The organism is Chryseobacterium carnipullorum (assembly GCF_003815695.1).
Taxonomy (GTDB): Bacteria; Bacteroidota; Bacteroidia; order Flavobacteriales; family Weeksellaceae; genus Chryseobacterium; species Chryseobacterium carnipullorum.
In genome coordinates, this window is sequence record NZ_CP033920.1 from 924,041 (window position 1) to 946,936 (window position 22,896).

22 protein-coding genes are annotated in these 22,896 nt (G+C 35.1%); 21 read left to right on the forward strand and 1 reads right to left on the reverse strand.

All coding sequences use genetic code 11. From position 1 onward, the window contains the following. Nucleotides 1-9 precede the first annotated feature (9 nt). Nucleotides 10-477: a ribosome assembly cofactor RimP gene (gene rimP, locus EG346_RS04345; RefSeq protein WP_073330269.1), complete on the reverse strand. Its 468-nt coding sequence runs from the start codon at nt 475-477 to the stop codon at nt 10-12. A 217-nt stretch (nt 478-694) separates the two neighbouring features. Between rimP and EG346_RS04350 the strand changes: the two genes are divergently transcribed. The 21 genes from EG346_RS04350 (at nt 695) to EG346_RS04450 (ending at nt 22,891) form a co-directional block, all read left to right on the forward strand. Further along, nucleotides 695-2,011, forward strand: a complete 1,317-nt coding sequence (locus EG346_RS04350; protein WP_123877102.1) for a UDP-glucose dehydrogenase family protein — start codon at nt 695-697, stop codon at nt 2,009-2,011. Continuing rightward, a complete protein-coding gene (gene rfbB, locus EG346_RS04355) occupies nt 2,012-3,091 on the forward strand; it encodes a dTDP-glucose 4,6-dehydratase (protein ID WP_123877103.1) in 1,080 nt (359 codons plus the stop codon). It begins immediately after the preceding gene. Then, nucleotides 3,084-4,766 (forward strand): DUF8728 domain-containing protein, encoded by a 1,683-nt coding sequence (locus EG346_RS04360; RefSeq protein ID WP_123877104.1) that lies wholly within the window; start codon nt 3,084-3,086, stop codon nt 4,764-4,766. Before rfbB ends, EG346_RS04360 begins: the two co-directional genes overlap by 8 nt. Continuing rightward, nucleotides 4,763-5,626 carry a glucose-1-phosphate thymidylyltransferase RfbA gene (rfbA, locus tag EG346_RS04365; protein WP_073330280.1) on the forward strand — a complete coding sequence of 288 codons (864 nt, stop codon included), beginning with the start codon at nt 4,763-4,765 and terminating at the stop codon, nt 5,624-5,626. Before EG346_RS04360 ends, rfbA begins: the two co-directional genes overlap by 4 nt. A gap of 204 nt (nt 5,627-5,830) precedes the next feature. Then, nucleotides 5,831-6,244 carry a sugar 3,4-ketoisomerase gene (locus EG346_RS04370; RefSeq protein ID WP_073330283.1) on the forward strand — a complete coding sequence of 138 codons (414 nt, stop codon included), beginning with the start codon at nt 5,831-5,833 and terminating at the stop codon, nt 6,242-6,244. Nucleotides 6,245-6,276: 32 nt separating this feature from the next. Beyond that, nucleotides 6,277-7,056, forward strand: coding sequence for an acyltransferase (locus EG346_RS04375; protein WP_123877105.1), 780 nt, complete (start codon nt 6,277-6,279; stop codon nt 7,054-7,056). After that, complete coding sequence (locus EG346_RS04380; protein ID WP_123877106.1) at nt 7,049-8,149, forward strand: DegT/DnrJ/EryC1/StrS family aminotransferase; 1,101 nt, start codon at nt 7,049-7,051, stop codon at nt 8,147-8,149. The genes EG346_RS04375 and EG346_RS04380 overlap by 8 nt, the downstream gene beginning before the upstream one ends. A gap of 254 nt (nt 8,150-8,403) precedes the next feature. Then, nucleotides 8,404-9,252: an ABC transporter permease gene (locus EG346_RS04385; protein WP_073330292.1), complete on the forward strand. Its 849-nt coding sequence runs from the start codon at nt 8,404-8,406 to the stop codon at nt 9,250-9,252. A 40-nt stretch (nt 9,253-9,292) separates the two neighbouring features. Further along, a complete protein-coding gene (locus tag EG346_RS04390) occupies nt 9,293-10,528 on the forward strand; it encodes an ABC transporter ATP-binding protein (protein WP_073330296.1) in 1,236 nt (411 codons plus the stop codon). After that, entirely contained in the window at nt 10,528-11,850 is a 1,323-nt protein-coding gene (locus tag EG346_RS04395; RefSeq protein WP_123877107.1) for a glycosyltransferase, read from the forward strand. The genes EG346_RS04390 and EG346_RS04395 overlap by 1 nt, the downstream gene beginning before the upstream one ends. Nucleotides 11,851-11,853: 3 nt before the next feature. After that, a complete protein-coding gene (locus EG346_RS04400; RefSeq protein ID WP_123877108.1) occupies nt 11,854-13,662 on the forward strand; it encodes a DCC1-like thiol-disulfide oxidoreductase family protein in 1,809 nt (602 codons plus the stop codon). A gap of 82 nt (nt 13,663-13,744) precedes the next feature. Then, entirely contained in the window at nt 13,745-14,872 is a 1,128-nt protein-coding gene (locus tag EG346_RS04405; protein WP_123877109.1) for an ATP-grasp domain-containing protein, read from the forward strand. 46 nt (nt 14,873-14,918) lie between these two features. Then, nucleotides 14,919-15,551, forward strand: coding sequence for an acetyltransferase (locus EG346_RS04410; protein WP_123877110.1), 633 nt, complete (start codon nt 14,919-14,921; stop codon nt 15,549-15,551). 67 nt (nt 15,552-15,618) lie between these two features. Continuing rightward, nucleotides 15,619-16,770, forward strand: coding sequence for a dTDP-4-amino-4,6-dideoxygalactose transaminase (rffA, locus tag EG346_RS04415; RefSeq protein WP_123877111.1), 1,152 nt, complete (start codon nt 15,619-15,621; stop codon nt 16,768-16,770). A gap of 12 nt (nt 16,771-16,782) precedes the next feature. Further along, nucleotides 16,783-17,397 carry a DapH/DapD/GlmU-related protein gene (locus EG346_RS04420; RefSeq protein WP_123877112.1) on the forward strand — a complete coding sequence of 205 codons (615 nt, stop codon included), beginning with the start codon at nt 16,783-16,785 and terminating at the stop codon, nt 17,395-17,397. 3 nt (nt 17,398-17,400) lie between these two features. Further along, on the forward strand, nt 17,401-18,525 hold the full coding sequence (locus tag EG346_RS04425) for a glycosyltransferase WbsX family protein (protein WP_073330313.1): 1,125 nt from the start codon (nt 17,401-17,403) through the stop codon (nt 18,523-18,525). Continuing rightward, complete coding sequence (locus EG346_RS04430) at nt 18,518-19,372, forward strand: glycosyltransferase family 2 protein (protein WP_123877113.1); 855 nt, start codon at nt 18,518-18,520, stop codon at nt 19,370-19,372. Before EG346_RS04425 ends, EG346_RS04430 begins: the two co-directional genes overlap by 8 nt. Next, entirely contained in the window at nt 19,372-20,238 is an 867-nt protein-coding gene (locus EG346_RS04435; protein WP_123877114.1) for a glycosyltransferase family 2 protein, read from the forward strand. The genes EG346_RS04430 and EG346_RS04435 overlap by 1 nt, the downstream gene beginning before the upstream one ends. A 14-nt stretch (nt 20,239-20,252) precedes the next feature. Beyond that, nucleotides 20,253-21,179, forward strand: coding sequence for a glycosyltransferase (locus EG346_RS04440; protein WP_123877115.1), 927 nt, complete (start codon nt 20,253-20,255; stop codon nt 21,177-21,179). A gap of 85 nt (nt 21,180-21,264) precedes the next feature. Then, entirely contained in the window at nt 21,265-21,933 is a 669-nt protein-coding gene (locus tag EG346_RS04445; protein WP_123877116.1) for an NAD-dependent epimerase/dehydratase family protein, read from the forward strand. Between the two features lie 7 nt (nt 21,934-21,940). Further along, nucleotides 21,941-22,891 carry a glycosyltransferase family 2 protein gene (locus EG346_RS04450; RefSeq protein WP_123877117.1) on the forward strand — a complete coding sequence of 317 codons (951 nt, stop codon included), beginning with the start codon at nt 21,941-21,943 and terminating at the stop codon, nt 22,889-22,891. Nucleotides 22,892-22,896 lie beyond the last annotated feature (5 nt).

A 22,896-nucleotide genomic window follows, 5' to 3' on the forward strand; every position in this document is an offset into this window, starting at 1 on the left:
TTTTTTCTTTTAAAATTTAATTACTACTAACGCCTTTTTTATCTCAGAGTAAGGAATTTCTTTTTCCTCCTCCACATCCACTTTTCCTTTTCCGACCTCTTTCGGTTTTCGGTAGCGTAAAACAAGTGTGATTTTTTCATCATCCACTTTTACCAATTCTCCTTCAATTTTGGTAGAATCATTTAGTAAAACTTCAATTTCTCTTCCAAAATTTTTCTTAAACTGTCTGGGAGCCGATAGAGGCTCACTCAATCCTGCAGACATCACCTGAAGGCTGAAGTCATGCTCTTCACGATCCATATTAAACTCTATGGCACGGCTTGCATCAAGGCAGTCCTGAAGAGTCACCCCATTATCACCATCCAAGATTACTGTGATATCATCTCCTGCAGAAATCTTAAGATCAACAAGAAACAAATCCTCTCTGGTATCAAGGAATTCGTTTAATAATTCTTCAATTCTTTTTCTAAACTCCATACATTAATTATCTTGATTTACCAGTACGAAAAAAGGCTTTCTTCCGAAGCCTTTTCATTTTTTCCTGTAAATCCTCTGCAAATATACGCATTTTTTCTAAAAAAGCAAAATCTACTTAGTTATCAAGTAAATACCTTATAATTTTTAATAAAGCAAATTAAAGAAGCAGGTGAAAGTATTTTTATTATTTTTGTCCTAAAATTTAAAAACATACATTTTGAATATAACAATTGTAGGAACAGGTTATGTAGGGCTGGTTACAGGTACTACCCTGGCAGAACTTGGCAATTCAGTTTACTGTGTTGATATTGATGAAAAGAAAGTAGAAGGTATGAAAAACGGCATTATTCCCATCTATGAGCCGAACCTTGAAGAAATGTTTTTAAGAAACATTCAATCTGAAAGATTATTTTTCACCACCAATCTTAAGGAAGCTCTGGATAAAAGTGAAGTCATTTATCTTGCACTGCCAACACCTCCGGGTGAGGATGGCTCTGCAGATCTTTCATATGTCATTCAGGTTGCCAATAACATTGGAGAAATGATGACTGAATACAAAGTAATTGTCAATAAAAGCACCGTTCCTGTAGGAACAGCAGATAAAGTCAGAGAAGTAATTGCTTCCAAAACAAACATCCCTTTTGATGTCGTTTCAAACCCTGAATTTTTAAGAGAAGGCTTTGCAGTGGAAGATTCTATGAATCCTTCAAGAGTCGTTGTGGGGGCAAGCTCCGAAAAAGCAAAAAACATCATGGCTCAGATTTATCAACCCTTTACCAATACGGGAATCCCTATCATCTTTATGGATGAGAAGTCATCAGAGCTTACAAAATATGCATCCAACTCATTCTTAGCAGTAAAGATTACGTTCATGAATGAAATTGCCAATTACTGTGAAAAAGTAGGAGCAGATGTAGACAAAGTAAGACTTGGAATGGGAAGTGATGATAGAATTGGGCAACGATTTCTTTTCCCGGGAATTGGATATGGAGGAAGCTGTTTTCCTAAAGATGTAAAAGCGCTTATCAAGTCCGGAATACAGGAAGATTTCAATTTTCAGATTCTTGAGGCTACTGAAAGAGTAAATACCGCTCAAAAAGTAATTCTGGTTTCAGAAATTGAAAAATATTTCGGAGGAAATATCAAAGGAAAAAAAATCGCCATGTGGGGGCTAGCCTTTAAAGCCAACACAGATGATATTCGCGAAGCATCTTCTTTGGACAATATTGCCCTTTTATTGGAAAAGGGCGCAGAAATTGCTGCGTATGATGCGGTAGCGGAAAGTAATGTAAAGAAAATCCTTGGGGATAAAATTCATTACGCAAAAGGAATGTACGATGCACTGGAAGATGCAGACGCCTTATTTATCGCTACAGAATGGCCTGAGTTTAAGAATCCTAATTTTGAACTGATGGCAAAAAAAATGAAAAACAAAGTCATTTTTGACGGAAGAAATATGTATCCCTTGGAGACTCCAGAACAAAATGGGTTCCACTATAAGAGTATAGGAAGAAAGACCATAGAAAATAAATAGATGAGAAATATAATTATTACCGGAGGAGCCGGATTCATAGGCTCTCATGTGGTTAGAGAATTCGTAAAAAAAAATCCGGATACTACGATCATTAACCTAGACGCCCTTACTTATGCGGGAAATTTAGAAAACCTGAAGGACATTGAAAACGAGCCCAATTATGTTTTCGAAAAGGCAGATATTACAAAGCCTGAAGAATTAAGAAAAGTTTTTGAAAAATACAATCCCGACGCTGTAGTACATCTTGCAGCAGAAAGCCACGTAGACAGAAGTATTACAGACCCAATGGCTTTTATTAATACGAATGTAAACGGGACGGCTAATCTTCTTAACTTATGTAAAGAATTCTGGACATTAAATCCAGATCATACCCACGGAAGATTCCCTAACGAGAAAAGAAGTAATTTGTTCTATCATGTTTCTACAGACGAGGTATATGGAAGTCTTGGTGAAACGGGATTCTTTTTAGAAACAACTGCCTACGACCCTCAATCTCCATACTCTGCTTCGAAGGCTGCCTCAGACCACTTGGTAAGAGCATATGGAAATACCTATGGAATGCCATTTATAGTTTCTAATTGCTCCAATAACTATGGACCCAATCACTTTCCTGAGAAACTGATTCCGCTTTGTATCTCTAATATTATCAACGAAAGACCATTGCCAATTTATGGTGATGGAAAATATACAAGAGACTGGTTATATGTTATAGACCACGCAAAAGCGATCCATCAGATATTTAATGACGCAAAAACCGGTGAAACATACAATATCGGAGGTTTCAATGAATGGCAGAATATTGACCTTGTCAAAGAACTGATCAAACAAATGGATGAAAAACTTGGAAAACCTGAAGGTTATTCTGAAAAACTAATCACATTCGTAAAAGACAGACCCGGACATGACAAAAGATATGCTATCGATGCAAATAAACTTAATAAAAATTTAGGATGGAAGCCATCCGTAACTTTTGAAGAAGGTTTAGGAAAAACGATCGACTGGTATCTTGAGAACAAAGAGTGGCTTGAGAATGTAACCAGTGGCGACTACCAAAAGTATTATAATTCACAGTATGAATAATATTTTAAACTTCGAATTAAGTAAAATTTTAACACCCCGATTTTATCTAGTTTTTGCAATAATAACTATTATTTGTATTATTTTGAATGTTGAAATAATGGTAAATGATGACACATATGTCTATTTCAACTATGCTAAAAATTTTGTCAACGGTAATTATTTTGCATATGACTCAAGAAAAATTCCAAGTGAAGGATTTACAAGTTTAATCTACCTTTTACTCCTCATTCCTTTCGAGTACATAAAATTTCCATTACCAGTTGCTGGTTTTTTTATCAACTCCACTGCTCTAATTTTATCTGGATTTTTTTTACTAAAAGCAATAAACTTAAATACCAGCAAAAAAAGCAATGGTGTTTTGGCAGCTATCCTTTTCGTAAGCTTTTGCTTTATTGACAAAAATATCACAGGAATCATTGGATGGACTTTTGAGACCCTACTAAATCTGCTTTGTTTTTTAATAATGATCTATGGTTGTGTACGGATAAAAACCTCTCAGAAGGGAACATTATTATTATTTATTATTTATTTTATTTCTATCTTAATAAGACCTGAAAACATTGTTATATTCTCCCCTTTTTTACTCTATGTATTGCTAATTTTTGCAGATAAAATAAAATACATAAGACATTTTATTTACTTTCTTAGTGTATTTATTGCCTATCTTCTGGTTAAATATTTAATATTTGGTGATATTTTTCCTACTGGTTTCTACCGGAAAATGAGCAGTCCGGGATTGCTTAACAAGGATGGCATTTTATATGTAAAAGATTTTTTACTGGAGTATAAGTTTCATATTATATTTATTATTCTAGCAACAATCGGTTTTAAGATTCTAAAAAAAGACGAAAAATTTATTGATAAAAATATAATAATCTCTTCAGTTATTATCTGTTTTGTGACCATCCTTTTCTTTCTTAAAAGCAATCCACTTATTGGTGTTCATTTCCGCTACCTGATTAATATTATGGGAATGATTTATATTCTGATGTCATTCATTATTATCCAGATATTTTCAAATAAAAGAGGCGTCCTGCTTGCAGGTATTGCTATTTTACAGATCGGTAAGACTTCAGCTAACGTAAGAAATAATATTTTTTCATTTATTCCAGATACAGAGACTCAAATTAATCAACATAAATACATTCAGCTAGGAAAATATTTTAACGAAAATATTAAAAACCCTGGCGATATTTATTTTGCATTTGGAGACGCAGGGGCAATTCCTTATTCATTCTCTTGTAAATTTATCGATCTGAATGGTCTCTCTGAACCTTATTTGGCAAAATTAGTATCAAACAAGAATAGCTCATTAAAAACAGAACTATATATAAGATATCTTAATAAATATAAGCCAGATATTATTGTCATACTAAACGGAGAAGAAAATCAGAAAAACCCTGTATTACTACACGGTCCACTACAAAAGCCAAATGAATACCGCTCTTTCTTAAAAAATCTATCTGAAAACGGATATTTATATGGAGGAACAATTAAGGCATATTATAAACTGCATATTGCGCTTAACAAAAATTCTAAAAATTTTGAAGAGCTATCAAATGTTTTGAAAAAATACAGCCAATATGAAAATCTTTCAGATCACAGTGGCAAATTTATCATAAATTTTGATGCAGGAAATATCCAATTCAATAGTATAAATACAAACTTAAAATGAAAGGAATCATATTGGCCGGAGGATCCGGAACGAGACTTTACCCTCTTACAATCGCAGTAAGCAAGCAGCTTATGCCTGTTTATGACAAACCAATGATCTATTATCCCCTATCAACGTTGCTACTGGCAGGGATCAAAGATATTTTGATCATCACAACGCCCCATGACCAGCCAGGGTTTATTAAGCTTTTAGGTGACGGATCTCAGATCGGATGTAACATAGAATATGTTGTACAACCAAGTCCAGACGGACTGGCTCAGGCTTTCATTTTAGGTGACACTTTCATCGGAAATGATCCTGTTGCCCTTGTTTTGGGAGACAATATATTCTACGGTTCTGAAATGGGCACCTTGCTTAAAAATAAAACCAATCCACAGGGTGGTGTTGTTTTCGCCTACCACGTATCTGACCCGGAAAGATACGGTGTTGTAGAATTTGACAATGATTTTAAGGCTATTTCTATAGAAGAAAAACCTTTAAATCCAAAATCAAACTATGCAGTTCCAGGGCTTTATTTTTATGATAATGAGGTTGTGGAAATAGCAAAAAATATTCAACCCTCCCCAAGAGGAGAGCTTGAAATCACGGACGTCAACAACGTTTATTTAAGCAAAGATAAGCTTGAGGTAGGCGTTCTTGACAGAGGTACTGCCTGGCTGGATACTGGAACTTTTGATTCTCTGCATGATGCTTCTGAATTTGTAAGCGTTATTGAAAAAAGACAGGGTTTCAAAATCGGATGTATAGAAGAAATTGCCTTCAGAAACAAATTTATCAACGAAGAAAAGCTACTGGAAACTGCCGAAAAATATGGAAAAAGCGGTTACGGTGAATACCTTAAACAACTCGTCAAAAAATAGTATTATAGTATTTATAAATTTCAACAACTATTGGCTTTACAGCCGATAGTTGTTAATATAAAACATTCTATTCCTTTATTGTAATCTGAAGCAGATATTTTATTGTGGATTTTTATACAAAGTTATATAATAATAACAGGCTTCTTCCGATAGTAATTTTATAATTAACTTTGGGGACTTTAAAGAACTTTTTTAGAAACATTAATGGAATACAATACACCACAAATCGTTACATTTGACAAAATAGGATCATCACAACTTGGCTACATTACGATAGCAGAGACGCAGAAGAATGTTCCTTTTGAAATACAACGTGTCTACTGGACCTACTATACGCCTCATGATGTAACGAGAGGCGGCCATGCCCATAAGGAACTGCAGCAGATGATATTTGCTGTTTCCGGGACCATTATCTTTAATACGGAAGACGAGAATGGCAAAAAAGAGACCTTTACTTTAGATCATCCTACAAAAGGCTTATATATTCCAAAACTCGTATGGCGAGACATTCAGTTCTCACATAATGCGGTACTGTTGTGTCTGGCTTCAGAAATATATGATGAAGAAGACTACTTTAGAGATTATGAAGAATTTAAAAAAATTACAGCCCAAAAGTAAAGAAGTCAGAAATCATAATACCTAAAAAATATATGAAATTCAATAATAGGAATGTATATATCAGTGAAAAAGCCAAAATAGGCAAAAATGTCAGAATAGGCGACAATACTGTTATATATGACAATGTGATCATCGGTGATAATTCTATTATCTGTAACGACTGTGTGATAGGAGAACCTGTAAATGATTACTATTTTACCAGCAGTTACGAAAACCCTGAAACCGTTTTAAAAGAAGGTGCTTTTATCAGAAGCCATAGTATAATTTATGCAGGTTCTGTTTTTGGGGAAAATTTTTCTACAGGACATCGTGTAACCATACGAGAACATTCAAAATTTGGAAACAACTGCAGAATTGGAACTGTTTCCGATATTCAGGGATATGTAGAATTTGGAAACAATTGCTGGTTGCACAGCAATGTGCATATAGGACAGCAATCTAAAATTGGAAATTTTGTCTTTATTTATCCTTATGCTGTTTTCACCAATGATCCCACCCCTCCTTCAGACACCTGTATTGGTCCTACTGTCGGAGATTTCTCACAAATTGCCGTGGGTACAGTTCTTTTACCAGCTGCCGAGATCGGAAAGCATTGTTTAGTGGGAGCCCAGTCCCTAGTAGGTGGGAAATATGATGATTATTCTTTAATTATTGGAAATCCCGCAAAAAAAATCAAGGATGTGAGAGAGCTTAAATCCAGAAATACAGATAAGTCTCACTACCCATGGCCTTATAGTTTTTCAAGAAATATGCCTTGGGAACATGAAGGTTTTGAAAATTGGAAATTAAAAAACGGTTACGAAAATGATTAACTTTTTAGATCTAAAAAAAATAAACCTAACGTATCAGGAAGAAATTGAAGATAAACTTTTAAGTGTCTTCAGAAGTGGCTGGTATCTTTTGGGAAATGAACTCAAAAACTTTGAAACCAACCTGGCTTCATACATCGGTTCTGAATATGCCTTGGGTGTAGCCAACGGTCTGGATGCCCTTCGTCTGATTTTCCGCGCTTATATTGAATTAGGTATAATGAAAGCAGGAGATGAAGTTCTTGTTCCTGCCAATACATATATCGCTTCAGTTCTGGCTTTATCTGACAATGGACTAATTCCTGTATTTGTAGAGCCTGATGTCAACACTTATAATATTGACATTACAAAAATTGAAGAAAAAATAAGTTCAAAAACAAAAGCAATACTCATCGTGCATCTTCAGGGAAGAATTGTCTTTTCCGAAGAACTTAAAAATATTGCCGAAAAATATCATCTAAAAATAGTAGAAGACAACGCTCAAGCGATTGGAGCTGAATGGAATGGTATAAAATCAGGAAATCTTGGTGATGCTGCTGGATTCAGCTTCTACCCAGGTAAAAACCTAGGAGCCTTGGGCGATGCCGGAGCAGTGACTACAAATGATAAGGAACTTTTTGAAACCATTCGTGCGGTAGCAAATTACGGATCAAATCAGAAATATGTGAACATTTATAAAGGATTAAATTCCAGGCTGGATGAAATTCAGGCAGCTGTATTAGATGTAAAGCTAAAGTATATTGGTCACGAAAATGGAACCAGAAGAGAAATCGCTAAAAGATTTATCTCAGAAATCAATAATCCAAAGATTATCCTTCCTGAAAATCCTGCAGATGAAAACGAGCACGTATGGCATGTTTTTGTGATAAGAACCGAAAAAAGAGATGAACTTCAAGCTTATTTAACGGAAAAAGGTATTCACACCATCATACACTATCCTATACCTCCTCATAAGCAGGAAGCATATAAGGAATATAATGACCTTTCATTCCCTATCACCGAAAAAATGCATGATCAAGTATTGAGTCTTCCTATTTCATCGGTTTTAGAAGAAGAAGAAATCCAGACTATCATTAAAGCTGTCAATGATTTTTAAATCAGAAATGCATAATTAAATCCCCATTTTATGTATAAAAAACAGCTATGCGACTATTTCACATAAATGGTCTATAAATAAAAATACAATATTACAAATTTTAAAAACTATTGGCTTTATGGTCAATAGTTTTTGTTCATAATAACAAATATTATTATATTAGTCAGTATTTTTCATTTTATATGAATTATTATTAACTATTAGGAAAAGTAGAATAAAAATTAAATATTTTAAATTTGCATAAACTTACACAAATGAATGAACCACAACAAAAGTGGACAGAAACAATTGAAGAGAGCCATTCTCTCTTTGATCTGAAGCTCAAAGAGGTTTGGAAATATAAGGACCTTGTTTATATGTTTGTAAAAAGAGACTTTGTTTCAAGTTTCAAACAGACTATTTTAGGCCCTATCTGGTTTTTTATTAACCCTATCTTTACAACCATCGTTTACCTCGTGGTATTTGGTAGAATTGCCAAGCTTCCAACAGATGGGGCGCCTCCCATTTTATTTTACCTTGCCGGCGTTACCCTCTGGAATTATTTTTCCACATCGCTGCTTGCCACATCCTCTACATTTTCAGGAAACTCAGCGATCTTTGGAAAAGTTTACTTTCCAAGACTTGTAACTCCCCTGTCTATCGTGCTATCCAACCTTATGAGATTTGGAGTACAGTTCCTTTTATTTCTTGTATGCTGGGCTTATTATTTTAGTAAGGGAGCCGTACACCCTAATATCTGGATCTTGGCCACTCCCTTTCTAATCATCCTTATGGCATTTTTCGCATTAGGGGTCGGAATGATTTTTTCTTCACTTACCACAAAATATAAAGACCTCAGCATGTTATTAGGATTCGGAGTCAGTCTGTATATGTATTCAACTCCTGTAATCTATCCGGTATCAGCACTAAAAGGTATTTTTAAAAGTTTGGCTTATTATAATCCCCTGACAGGTATTTTTGAATGTTTTAAATATGCATGGCTGGGCGTTGGAGATTTCTCACCGGTAATGCTGGGAATCAGCTCAGTGATCATTGTGATTCTTCTGATGATCGGAATCGTAGTTTTCAATAAGGTGGAAAAAACCTTTATGGACACTGTGTAATATTTGCAATCTTTATTAATTTTAAATTCCAATTAAAAATATGCTGGCCATAAAAGCAGAAAATATATCAAAACAATACCGTCTGGGACAAGTGGGAACAGGTACCCTGTCTCATGATCTGAACCGTTTTTGGCATAAAGTAAGAGGTAAGGAAGATCCTTATTTAAAAATCGGGGAAACCAATGACAGAACAACAAAAGGAAATTCTGAATACGTATGGTCCCTAAGTGATATCAATTTCGAAATTGAGCAAGGAAGTGCAGTAGGGATCATAGGCCGGAATGGAGCAGGAAAATCTACTTTGCTTAAAATCTTAAGTAAAATAACCAAACCTACCACAGGAAAAATTTATACCAATGGAAGAATTGCTTCTTTACTGGAAGTGGGCACAGGCTTTCATCCCGAGATGACAGGTCGGGAAAACGTTTATCTCAATGGCGCTATTCTGGGAATGACACGAAAAGAGATTACACGAAAATTTGATGAAATCGTTGCTTTTTCAGGGGTAGAAAGATATATTGACACTCCGGTAAAAAGGTATTCTTCTGGAATGTATGTTCGTTTAGCATTTGCCGTAGCCGCGCATCTGGAATCAGAAATTTTGATTGTTGATGAAGTTTTAGCGGTGGGTGATGCTGATTTTCAGAAAAAATGTTTGGGAAAAATGGGCGATGTGACCAAGGGAGAAGGACGTACGATCTTATTTGTGAGCCACAATATGGCCGCCGTTAAACAATTATGTAATACGGGCATTCTCATGAAACACGGCAATATTGTAGATCAGGGTGGTGTCAATAAAATAATGGAGAACTACATCATTAATGAATTATCCCCTAATTCAGAATTCAAATACATTGAAGATTTAAGTAAAAAAGCTCAAATTCATAATATTAAAATTTCGAATAATAAACATATTGAGACAACAGAGTTCAGCCATATAGATGATATCAATATTACGATAGACTACATCAACAGGAGTGTTGACAAGGGAGTCCGTATTAATATTGCCATACTGGATAAGTTTGAAAATGTAATCTTTATTACAAGAAAAAGATTTGAAGACATGCACGAAAACAGCCTATCCTTACAGATTGAAGGAAACAGACTGATTCCTAATACCTATATACTTTCCGTTGCTTTGGATACTCCCGGAGTAGAGCTTTACGATTATATAAAAGGAGGCATACAGATTAATATCGTTGAAACAGGGCATGAAAACTTTCTTGCAGGAGATACAGATAATGGTATAATTCATCCTCCTGTAATCTGGATGTAATGATGAAAAAAAAAATATTAGTTTTATCTACAGGTGATGTCAATGGCGCATATGAGGCGATGTATAAAGTCGCTCATATCTTAAAAAATATGGGCCATGAAGTGGTATTATGTGTCCGCAACAAAACAAAAACTGATGATTTTATAAAACCATATATTCATATACAAAATGTCCCGCCTCCTAAAAAGAACTTTTTTATAGAGAAGGTTGTTCGAAAAATTAAAGCATACCTCCCACAGTCAGAACCAGAAAAAGCCGTACAGCCAAAACTGACCACAGACAGAAAATATTCTTTCCTAAGTAAAGACGAAATTACAGAAAATATTAATGTAGATAGTCTGCTAAAATCAGTAGGATTCATACCTGAATATATTTTCACAGGGATGACAATTGATTTTCTTAACAGCATTGATCTTTTTAATATTTATAAAGCTACCCAAGCCAAAATGTATAATATCACGGTGGATATGAACCATTTCACAGGTGGATGTCATTTTTCATGGGGTTGTGAAGGATATGTCAACAATTGTGAGCATTGTCCTGCAATTCTTGAAGAATCGCAAAAGTTTGTGGCGAAAGACAATTTAGAAAGGAAATATGATAATGCTCAAAAAGCTTTTTTTCAGATCATAGCCGGATCCGGTTTAACATTAGAGCAGGCTAAAAAATCAAAAATCTATAAAAACCAGGAAATTATATATAATGTCAATAGTTTAATAGATACCACCCTGCTGAATGATAGAAATAAAAATATAGCCAAAGCCGTTTTTTCATTATCTGATGACCATTTTTATATACTCACCGGAGCACAGAACATGGAGGATCCTAGAAAAGGCTTTAAATATCTCATTGAAGCTTTGGAGGTGCTGGATAGGCAACTTTCTGAAGAGTTGAAAAAAAGAATATGCATTTTGGTGGTTTCCAACAGTATCAATGAAGAATTTGACAGAATTCATTTTAAAAAACAAAAAATAGATTACATAAAAGACTACAGATTGTTGTCATTATTATATCAGGCCACGGATGTTTATATCAATACATCCATTGAAGATTCCGGTCCTATGATGGTTTCGGAAGCACTAGCGTGTGGAACACCCGTTGTAGGGTTTGATACAGGAGTCGTCACCAATATGGTTGTAGATGACTACAACGGGTATAAAATACCAATGAAAGACAGCCAAAAATTGGCGGAAGGAATTCAAAAGATATTTGAACTGGATAAAGACCGCTATGCTGCTTTTTCAAAAAATGCAGTACAGCAGGTGAAGGAGTTTTCTTCCTATGAATATGCTGAAAACATTTTTACTAAAATTTTAGAATAGAATATGATCAAAAGACTCTATAATAAAAAAATATCCGGTCTGGGGCTTGCCATATTCAGAATAGTCTTCTCATTAATTTTATTTTGTGAGGTCATTAAGCTCAATTATTTCAGGCACCTGATTTTTGATAAGATTCCGTTTGTAACTCCTGCGGAAATCGACTTTGGGACGCCTTTGAAAATCTGGATGATAGCTCTTATTTTTATGATGGTCGGGCTTTTTACCAGATTAATGACCATCATTAACTATTTACTGACTGTTATTCTTATTGGTAGTATAAACACCTACGAATATCATATGTTTTATACCTATCTGGGAATGAGCTTTCTGATGTTATTCCTACCCATTTCCAGAAATTTGTCACTCGACAGGTTACTGCTGAAATATAAATACTCAAATACAAGGTTTCTATATTCCCCACCTAAAGAAGTAAGTATTTTATGCTACTATATTCCCCTTTTTATTGGAGTAGCTTTTGTATATTTGGATTCTATATTTTATAAATTTCAATCAATATTCTGGACCAAAGGTTTAGGCGTGTGGTTTCCTACGAGCCTTCCGTTTACCAACTTTATTTCGATCACCAATCTTTTAGATCAGAAATATATCATGCTGTTTATGGGGTATTTAGCACTGGCCTTTGAATCTATATTTATTTTTACTTTTTTTCGCAAAAAATGGAAATTCCCCTTACTGATTATTGGTTTGGGCCTCCATTTAGGAATACTAATATGCTATCCTATTCCCTACTTTGCTTTAGGCATGTGTTCTATTTATATATTAATGGTTCCTGTTTCATGGTGGGAAAGACTTTTCAGAGTTAATAAGAAGCCTGCAAAACTTATTTTTTACTATGATGGAGAATGTCCTTTGTGCAACCGTACGAAGATTACGATTCAGCATTTTGATATCGCTAAAAGAGTTGACTTTAGAACGGTTCAGTATTATGCTGAACAAGATAAATTACTAAAAGATATTTCTGTAGACGATCTACTGGATGACATCCATTCGGTAAAAAACAGAAAGGTGTATAAAGGACTCGATACTTATATTCAGGTTTTTAATGCGATTACTTATTTAAGGCCTATAAGCTGGATATTACGAATTCCCGGAGTTTATCATCTAGGAAAAGTCGTTTATCAGTTTGTAGCCAAAAACAGAAATACCGAACGATGTACTGAAGAGAACTGCGGATATACACCACCTTCTCTTCCACCTGATGAAGATCAATTTAAAATTCTTCAAAACTATACATTAAAAGATCTCAAAATCTCCCTTATCAGTATAGGTCTTGTTTTAATAATAGCAATACAGGTTCTTGTTTCCTATAATTCAATAGGAGCAAAAGGAGGGTTTGAAGACACATCGATTGGAAAAAGAATCAATAAGATTTCCGATGCAATAGAAAAACGTTCAAAAACGTACGCAGGAATCACTCACCATGCCGTTTTTCTTGACTCGCATTTTCGGGAATACAACCATATTATTTCTATTGCCTACCTAGATAACAAAGGACACGAAATTTGGTTACCCATTATTGAAAAAGACGGAACTCCAGGAAAATACCTTTCTGGACCAATATGGACGAAATGGTCTTTCCAAGTTTCAAATAATGTGATCAATCAGGATAATCTGAAAACCGGAATCCGAGATTTTACGGCTTTCTGGGCTGCCATGAATAATGTGAATTTAAATGATGCAAAATTCATCATCAAAGTAAAAAAAATTGATACAGTTCCTTATCACTGGGAGAAAGGATTTCTTTTAAAGCAAATGAATAAACCGTGGAAGGATGTAGGAACAGCCATATAGACCAATAAAGAATTCTCCGTTCAGATTCCGGAAATTGAAACATTATAACACTGTATCACCTAAAAACATTAATATTTAAGTAATGAAAAAAATTGCAATATTAGGAGCCAGCTACTTACAGCTTCCCCTTGTACAAAAGGCGAAAGAGAATGGACTTGAAGTTCATTGTTTTGCCTGGGACGACGGACGCGCAGTTTGTAAAGATATTGCTGATTGCTTCTATGACATTTCCGTCCTGGAGAAAGAGCTTATTCTTACTGAATGTGAAAAAATCGGAATACACGGTATCCTTACAATCGCTACAGACATCTGTATTCCAACCATATCATACGTAGCCAACCATTTAAAACTGTCAGGAAACAGTATTGAATGTTCATTACTGACCACCAATAAATCTTTAATGAGGAAATGCTTTGAAGAGAATGGTATTGAATCTCCTAAGTCGGTCACAGTTTCTGAATTTAAACCAGAAGACTTCCAATCATTTACTTACCCTGTTATCATTAAGCCATCCGACAGATCGGGAAGCTTAGGGGTCATAAAAGCATCTTCTCTTGAAGAATGCAAAAAAGCAATTGAAAATGCCGTCAGTGTTTCTTTTTCTAAAACATGTGTTGTTGAAGAATTTGTTGCAGGGAAAGAAGTGAGTGTAGAAACCGTAAGTTTTAAAGGAAAACATCGGATCATTACCATTACAGATAAAGAAATAACCGCAGAGCCGTATTTTGTAGAGTTAGCCCACCATCAGCCAAGTGCTTTTTCTGAAGAAATCAAGAATAAAATCAATGAAATAAGCTATGCTATTTTAAATGCTACAAAAGTTGAAAACGGAGCTTCCCACATAGAACTTATGATCACAGAAGATGAAAAGGTCTATCCCATAGAAATAGGAAGCCGTATGGGTGGGGATTTTATAGGCTCGGATCTTGTTCCTTTATCTACAGGTTTTGACTATATGCAAGCTGTATTGGATATCGCGCTGGATCAATATATTCTACCTGAAAGCATACAATCAACAGCCTTCTCAGGGGTCTATTTTTTATCAAAAGAAACAGAGTTTCTTCTTCCTTTTATCAGCAGTAACAAAGAAGAAAAAGATATTGTAAAAAAAGAACTTTTATCAGATCATCTCCAACCGGCCCACTCCAGTAATGACAGATCCGGTTACTTAATTTATAAGTCTGATCACAAAATAAAAGTAACAGGATAAAATCCTTAAGATAGAAACAGATTTTAAAGCATATAATACACCCGTTATGAAACGAATTGCCATCATAGGATCGGGCCATTTAGGCCAGCAGATTGCGTATCATATTCATCATGATTCCAATGATAAAGTGATTGCTTTTTTTGATGAATTTCAGCATGTCAACACCATAATAGATGACATCCCGGTAATTGGTGGAAATAATGATGTAATAACAAAATATCAGCAAAATGAATTCGATGCCATCTTAATAGCGATTGGCTATAAACATATGAATGCGAAAAAAGAACTGTTTCAAAAACTTGACAGAAAGGTTCCTTTTCATACCTTTATCCATTCTTCATGTTACAAAGACCCTTCTGCTACAATCGGGCAGGGATCTGTTATATATCCCGGGTGCGTTATTGATCAGAACGTCAGCATTGAAGAAAATGTACTGATGAATATTTCATGTACAGTGGCTCATGATTCGGTTATAGGAAAACATTCGTTCTTATCTCCCTCTGTGGCCATTGCAGGTTTTGTAAAAATTAGAGAACAGTGTATTATCGGTATTAATTCTACCATTATAGATAATATAACGATCGCGGCACAAACCCATATTGGAGGAGGTGGCGTCGTCATTAAAAACATTGATATACCGGGATTATATGTAGGAAATCCGGTGAGGTATATACGATAAAATAAATGTATTTTTATATCGTCACATCTTAGAAGCTTATAAATAAAGATTCAAAATTTAAAACACTATGATCCCATTCAATAAACCATTTATAGTAGGAAACGAACTGAAGTATATAGAAGAAGCGGTAAAAAGCGGTAAAATTTCGGGTGACGGAATTTTCACCAAGAAGTGCCACACATTTTTTGAAGAAAATTTCGGATTTCAAAAAGTACTGCTTACGACCTCATGTACCGATGCACTGGAAATGGCTGCTATACTTTGTAATATTCAGGAGGGAGATGAAGTTATTGTTCCTAGTTATACCTTCGTTTCGTCCGCCAATGCTTTTGTTTTGCGTGGAGCTAAAATCGTTTTTGTAGATTCATATCCTGACAATCCGAATATTGATCCGGCAGAAATAGAAAAACATATTACCGAAAAAACAAAGGTTATCGTTCCGGTTCACTATGCCGGTATTGCCTGTGATATGGAAAAAATAATGGAGCTGGCTAAAAAACATGATCTTTTTGTGGTGGAAGATGCAGCACAGGCTATCGACAGCTACTACACTTTTTCCGATGGTACAAAAAAAGCATTAGGATCTATTGGAGATTTTGCGGCTTTTTCCTTTCATGAAACTAAGAATATCATTTGCGGAGAAGGAGGAATGCTGGTGATCAACAACCCTGAATATAATGTACGGGCTGAAATCATTCGTGAAAAAGGAACCAACAGAAGTGCATTTTTCAGAGGCGAAGTCAATAAATACGGTTGGGTAGATCTTGGATCATCCTTCCTTCCTTCAGAAATACTTTCTGCCTTTTTATACGCACAGCTTGAAAACCTCGGTGCCATCCAGGAAAAAAGAATCAGGATATGGAAAGAATATTACAGGAACCTTTTACCATTACAGGAAAAAGGATTCATAAAAATGCCTGAAATCCCTGCTTTTGCCACTAATAATGCCCATATGTTCTATATTACATGCAGAAATTATGAGGAAAGATCGAATCTGATCCAATATTTAAAAACAAAAGACATCCACCCTGTCTTCCATTATTTAAGTTTGAATAAAAGTGAATTCTTCCTGAAAGATAACGATCCTATTGATATCCCTAATTCAGATCATTTTACAGATTGCCTGCTGAGACTTCCATTCTATTTTGAACTTGAGGAAGCGGAACAGAAAAACATCAATAATATGATCCATGAGTATTATTCATTATTGGAAAAATGATAAATAAGACCTATGAGCTTTATAAAAAAATATATCATTAAGTTTTTATTCAGAGTTTTGCATTCTGATGCCTATAAAAAATATAAGCAGCAGCAGAACAACGAGTGGGGGAAAAACCATTTCAAAACTTTTGGAAAACAATCCGGTCTTCCCGACATATTCTGGATCAAAAACCCTCAATACATAAGCATAGGAGACAATTTCAGCTCATTATTCAATCTCAGACTTGAGGCGTGGGATCATTTTCAGGGAAAGACCTTCCAGCCGGAGATTCGCATTGGAAATAATGTAAATTTTAATTCTGATGTTCACATTGGAGCTATAGACAAAATTATCATCGGCAATAATGTACTGATGGCCAGCAGAATATACATTTCAGACCATTATCATGGAAACATAAGTGCTGAAGATTTGCACACTGTACCAGCAGAAAGACCACTTTCCTCCAAAGGTCCGGTTGTCATTGAAGATAATGTCTGGATTGGAGAGGGAGTTTGCATATTACCCGGCGTTACCATTGGTGAGAACTCTATTATAGGCGCTAATTCTGTTGTCAACAAAAGTTTTCCCAGAAACTCTGTTATTGCAGGAATACCTGCCAGATTGATAAAAACACTAGAAAAATAATTTATGAAACACATAAAAACACTTGCATTTTACCTTCCACAATACCACCCCATTCCCGAAAATGACGAATGGTGGGGAAAGGGATTTACAGAATGGACTAATGTAGGCAAGGCCAAGCCTTTATTTGAAGGACATGAACAACCGATTTGTCCAGGAGATCTGGGATATTATGATCTGAGGGTTCCTGAAGTAAGAGAACAACAGGCCCAGATGGCACGTGATTATGGAGTACACGGTTTTATTTATTACCATTACTGGTTTGGAAACGGAAAACAACTGCTTGAACGTATTGCCAACGAAGTACTGGAATCCGGAAAACCGGATTTTCCTTTCTGCTTTTGCTGGGCTAATGAAACTTGGTCCGGAGTCTGGCATGGATTAGAAAATAAAATCCTGGCAGAACAGGTATATCCTACGGATGAAGATCTAATCGCTCATTTCAACTATCTCCTTCCTTTCTTCAAAGACAAAAGATATATTAAAGTAGATAACAAACCTGTATTTGTGGTGTATGACGCTATCAATATCAATGAGAAATCACCCGAATATCTTGAAAAATTCACTGATCTTGCCAAAGAAAATGGTTTTGATGGCCTTTATCTCATAGCCAGTAATAAAACAGAAGATGATCATGGGTATAAAGAATTAGGATACCAGGCGAAAATATCAAATGCGTTTCTTAGAGCATGGCGTCCTCATATGAATCAGAAACCTTATATTTCAGCAAAACAATATTACACCAACAGATTAAAAGGAATATTAGGACTTAAAACTGTTGATTTCAAAAAACCTGTTGATATTCAGAATGCACCTGATGTCATTAATGATCTTCATTTTGATGAAACAGATGTAGATACCTTTCCATGCCTTATTTCCAATTGGGATAACACGCCAAGAAGTGGTAATCGTGGCATTATTTTAGGCAACAACAGCCCTGCCCTTTTTGAAAAACAGGTAGAAAAAGCAGTCAACTTCCTAAAAGATAAAAATTATTCACAAAAATTTTTAGTGGTAAAATCATGGAATGAATGGGCAGAAGGAAATATCCTGGAACCAGACAGAAAAAATGGATACGGATATCTGGAAGCTCTGAAAAAAATAGTATCAAAAGAAAACAGCAATGACTAAAATAACGGTTTTAATCGCCAATTATAATAACGGACGTTTTTTCAAAGATTGTTTTGACAGCCTTATTAAGCAAACTCTTGTAGAATGGGAAGCTATTATTTTAGATGATGCATCAACAGATGATTCACTGGAAGTTATCAGAAATATCACAAGAGATGATTCCCGGTTTACAATTTATACCAACGAAAGTAATAAAGGCATAGGATACACTAAAAGACGGCTGATTGAACTAAGCACATCTGAAATTTGCGGATTTTTTGATCCTGATGATGTATTGATAAGCAGTGCCCTGGAAATTGTATTTAATGCACATATCCAGAATCCGGAAGTAGGTTTGGTCTATTCCAATTTTGTGTATTGTGATGATCAGCTGAATGAAGTAAGAGTTCATAAAGCAGCTCAAATTACTGCTTTAGATGAAAAATATTTGAATTTCAATGCTGAAATCACCAGTTTTGCCACCTTAAAAAAATCAATTTATCAGAAAACATCCGGGATTGATATTTCTCTGAAAATTGCGGAAGACAAAGATTGGTATATGAAGATGTGTGAAGTCGCTCCGGTAAAATACATTGATGAAAATCTTTATCTTTACAGAGTCCATAAAGGTGGAATATCGAATAAAAGCGAAGACCAGGCTTATTTCTGGCATTGGCTGGCATTAATTAAAATGTCTGAACGGAGAGGAATCAGTATTGAAGAATTGTTTTTGGAAAGTTTCGTTCGTAGAAAAGTATACAATAAGGAATTAACGCACAATACGAACCTAAAAAAAGAAATTAAAAATTCCCGGTGGGTAAAATTAGGCTATAAGCTAGGTTTCTGTAAATTTTATAAATATCTGTAATGAGTAATACAGTAATCTCCGTCATCGTTGCTTGTTATAATCAGGAACAGTTTCTAGATGAATGCCTGCAATCCGTCCTGGAACAAACCTATCCGTACTGGGAATGTATCATCGTCAATGACGGCTCCACTGATGACACTGAAAAAACAGCTGAAAAATGGATCAAAAAAGATCCGCGATTTCGGTATATTTATAAAGAAAATGGCGGGATATCTTCCGCAAGAAATGCAGGACTTGAAAAATCTTCAGGAGACTATATTCAGTTTTTGGACTCTGATGATACCATAGATCGTGAAAAGTTCACCAAAAGTCTTGCCGGTGATAAAGAATACCCTCTCATCATAAGCCAGTTCACAATCTATAAGAATAACACTCATTATAAAGGCTACAACCACATTGAAAAGGCTTTTGTGTCATTTGAAAATATAGTATTCGGATGGAACCTTAAATTTACCATCCCTATACATTGTGCCTTAATCTCCACGAAACTTCTTGAGGGATTCATCTTTGATACTACTTTAAGTATTAATGAAGACTGGTTGATGTGGATCTACATCACTAAAAATAATCCGGAAGTGCGTCTGATTGATGAACCTCTCGCCCATTACCGGAAAGAAGATAATAAAAAAAGTCTGTCTTCTGATCCCTACAAAGTTCTTCGTCAAAGAACCACAGTGCTTCCTATATTGAAAAAATTATATGGTGACGATCTTCATGACAGGCTCGCTTACCATATGATAGAGGTGCATATTACCCAACTCTCCCAGTTGAAGCACGAATTCAATAAAGTAACTGGCGGTAAGGTGGTATCCGGCTATCTCGCATTTAAAAGATATTATTACAAATTTTTTCAGAAAAAAAACTGAGAAATCAATACTTTATGACCTCATCCGTAGCACTTTGTACCTATAACGGCCAAACTTATATTTCTGAGCAACTGGACAGTATTCTGAACCAGACCAGGCCGGTATCTGAAATCGTTATCTGTGATGACGGCTCTACAGATGGCACCTTAGAACTTCTTTCAAATTATGCAGAAAGATATCCTGAGATCATTAAAGTGTTTCGAAACCCTGACAACTTAGGATATGTTGGCAATTTTGAAAAGGCAATGAGCCTATGTTCGGGTGATATTGTTTTTTTATGCGATCAGGATGACCGCTGGTATGGCAATAAAACCGAAGCAATTACTGACATCTTCATAAATAACAAAAACACCAATATTATATGCCACAATATCAAGCTTTTTGGGAATTCTCTGGAAGGTTCTGATGAAATGGTTTACTGGCATATGGAATCTTTTGATCCTGACAATTTCTCAAAACCTGAGGACCTTTTCAAACGCCTTTTATACGAAGGAAATGTTTTTCCCGGAATGAGTATGGCGATTCGCAATGGCTTTCTGAAAAATCATCTTCCTTTAAAAAAAGTTAATTCTGTAATCATCCACGACTATGAGCTGCTGCTGCTTGCTGCTGATCAAAATTCACTTTGGATAGAAAGAAGTATTTTGGGTGAATACCGCATACATCCCAAGCAAAGTATCGGATATAAAGCATTCTCCGAATTTAATCCTTCAGAAGTAAAAAATTTATCCCGGGAAGATCTCTTTAAAGTCTTCCAAAGATATTCATTTGTAAAAAAGATAATCTCAGGATTGAATTTAAATACAAAATTTGATGCAGAATACATACAGTACTGCCATCAAAAGTATGAAGACTATCTTAAAAAGCTCCCTCTTTTGGATCGTCTTGTCAACCAAATAAAAATGAAATACTATTTTCATATATTTGATTACCTGAAATAAACAATACTGTTGATTTTAAGCTTCAATGATAAAGAAATGGATTCAACAATTTTTATAAGACACAATTAATGAAAACACTTAAAACATGATTATTGGAAATGGTATTATAGCCAACGCTGTAAAATCTTATGATAAAGATAGTATAGTCTTCTTTGCTTCAGGAGTCTCCAATTCACTGGAAACGAGACCTTCAGAATTCGAAAGAGAATTTTCTCTTCTGAAAACCGTACTTGCAGAAAATAAAGGAAAAAAAATCATTTACTTTTCTACTTTAAGTATCCATGACCAGTCCAAGCAGAACAGTCTTTACGTTCTGCATAAAAAAGCAATTGAAGATCATATAAAAATTGGTGCCGATCATTTTCTTATTGTAAGGATAGGCAATATTGTGGGAAAAGGAGGAAACCCTAATACACTTTTTAATTTTCTTACCTCCAGAATCAGAAATCAGGACCAATTCACCCTGCACCTTAAAGCCAGAAGACTTCTTTTAGACATTGACGATATCTCTAAGTTTTTGGGTTCCCACTGTATGGATCTGGACAATAAAACCATCAATCTGGCTTTTCCTTATTACTACGATCTGAAAGAGATCATTAATGCAATAGAAAAAAAAACCGATCAGAAAGCGCTCTTTTCTGAGACAGATGAAGGAGATTTTTACAAAGTAGATTTTGATCAAGATATAGAAACATTTTTCTCTGGCATAAACCCTGAAAATTATCTTGAAACTTTAACCCAAAAGTATATTTAAAATTAAAATGTCTGATATTCACGTTATTATTGTTACATACAATGCTATGAAATGGGCTGAAAGATGTTTTACCAGTTTAAGGCATTCTTCTGTCCCTTTGCAATGCACGGTTATAGACAACGGATCTACAGATGGAACCCGGGAATATATTACAAAATATTTCCCCGAAATCGATCTCATACAGTCATCTGAAAATTTAGGCTTTGGAAAGGCTAATAATTTAGGAATAGAAAAGGCGTACAAAGAGGGAGCCGATTTTTTTTACCTTATGAATCAGGATGCCTGGATTTTTCCGGACAGTTTTCAACATATACTTGATGTGTACAACAATGCACCGGATAAAAATAAGATAGGAATCTTGAGTCCTATGCATTTGGACGGAAGTGAGAAAAAATTTGACATCCATTTTGAGAACTATCTTGCTAAAGATGTAAGAAACAACAGAATGTTTTCCGATGTATATTTTGGAGACGCAAAACCGTTTTATGAAATAAGCTTCGTCAATGCTGCCCATTGGTTTATTCCCAAAAATACCATTGAAAAAGTAGGCGGATTCAATCCTTATTTTTTTTATGGCGCTGAAGATTATGAGTATGTGAACAGAATCAGCTACTTCGGATTAAAAATAATGGTATGTACAAAAAGTAAAGTAGTACATGATGCCGTACAGTCGTTTCATAAAAATCCACCTAAGGATAAGGCCGAATTACTTGCAAACACGAGGCTTTCGATGAGAATGCAGAGAGAGACAAAGTATCTTGATCCTAATTATGATTATAATGTCAAAAGAGAAAAAACAGCAATTTTATCTTACATTTTAAAATTAAGTGCAAAAGGAAATATCAACGAATCGAAGTTTTACCTCGAGCAGTATAAATATTTTTCAAAAAAATTTAAAGAGATAGAAGCTGCGAGAAGAACTTCCATGACGGGCAAACATCCTTTCCTCAATCTTTAATGTAT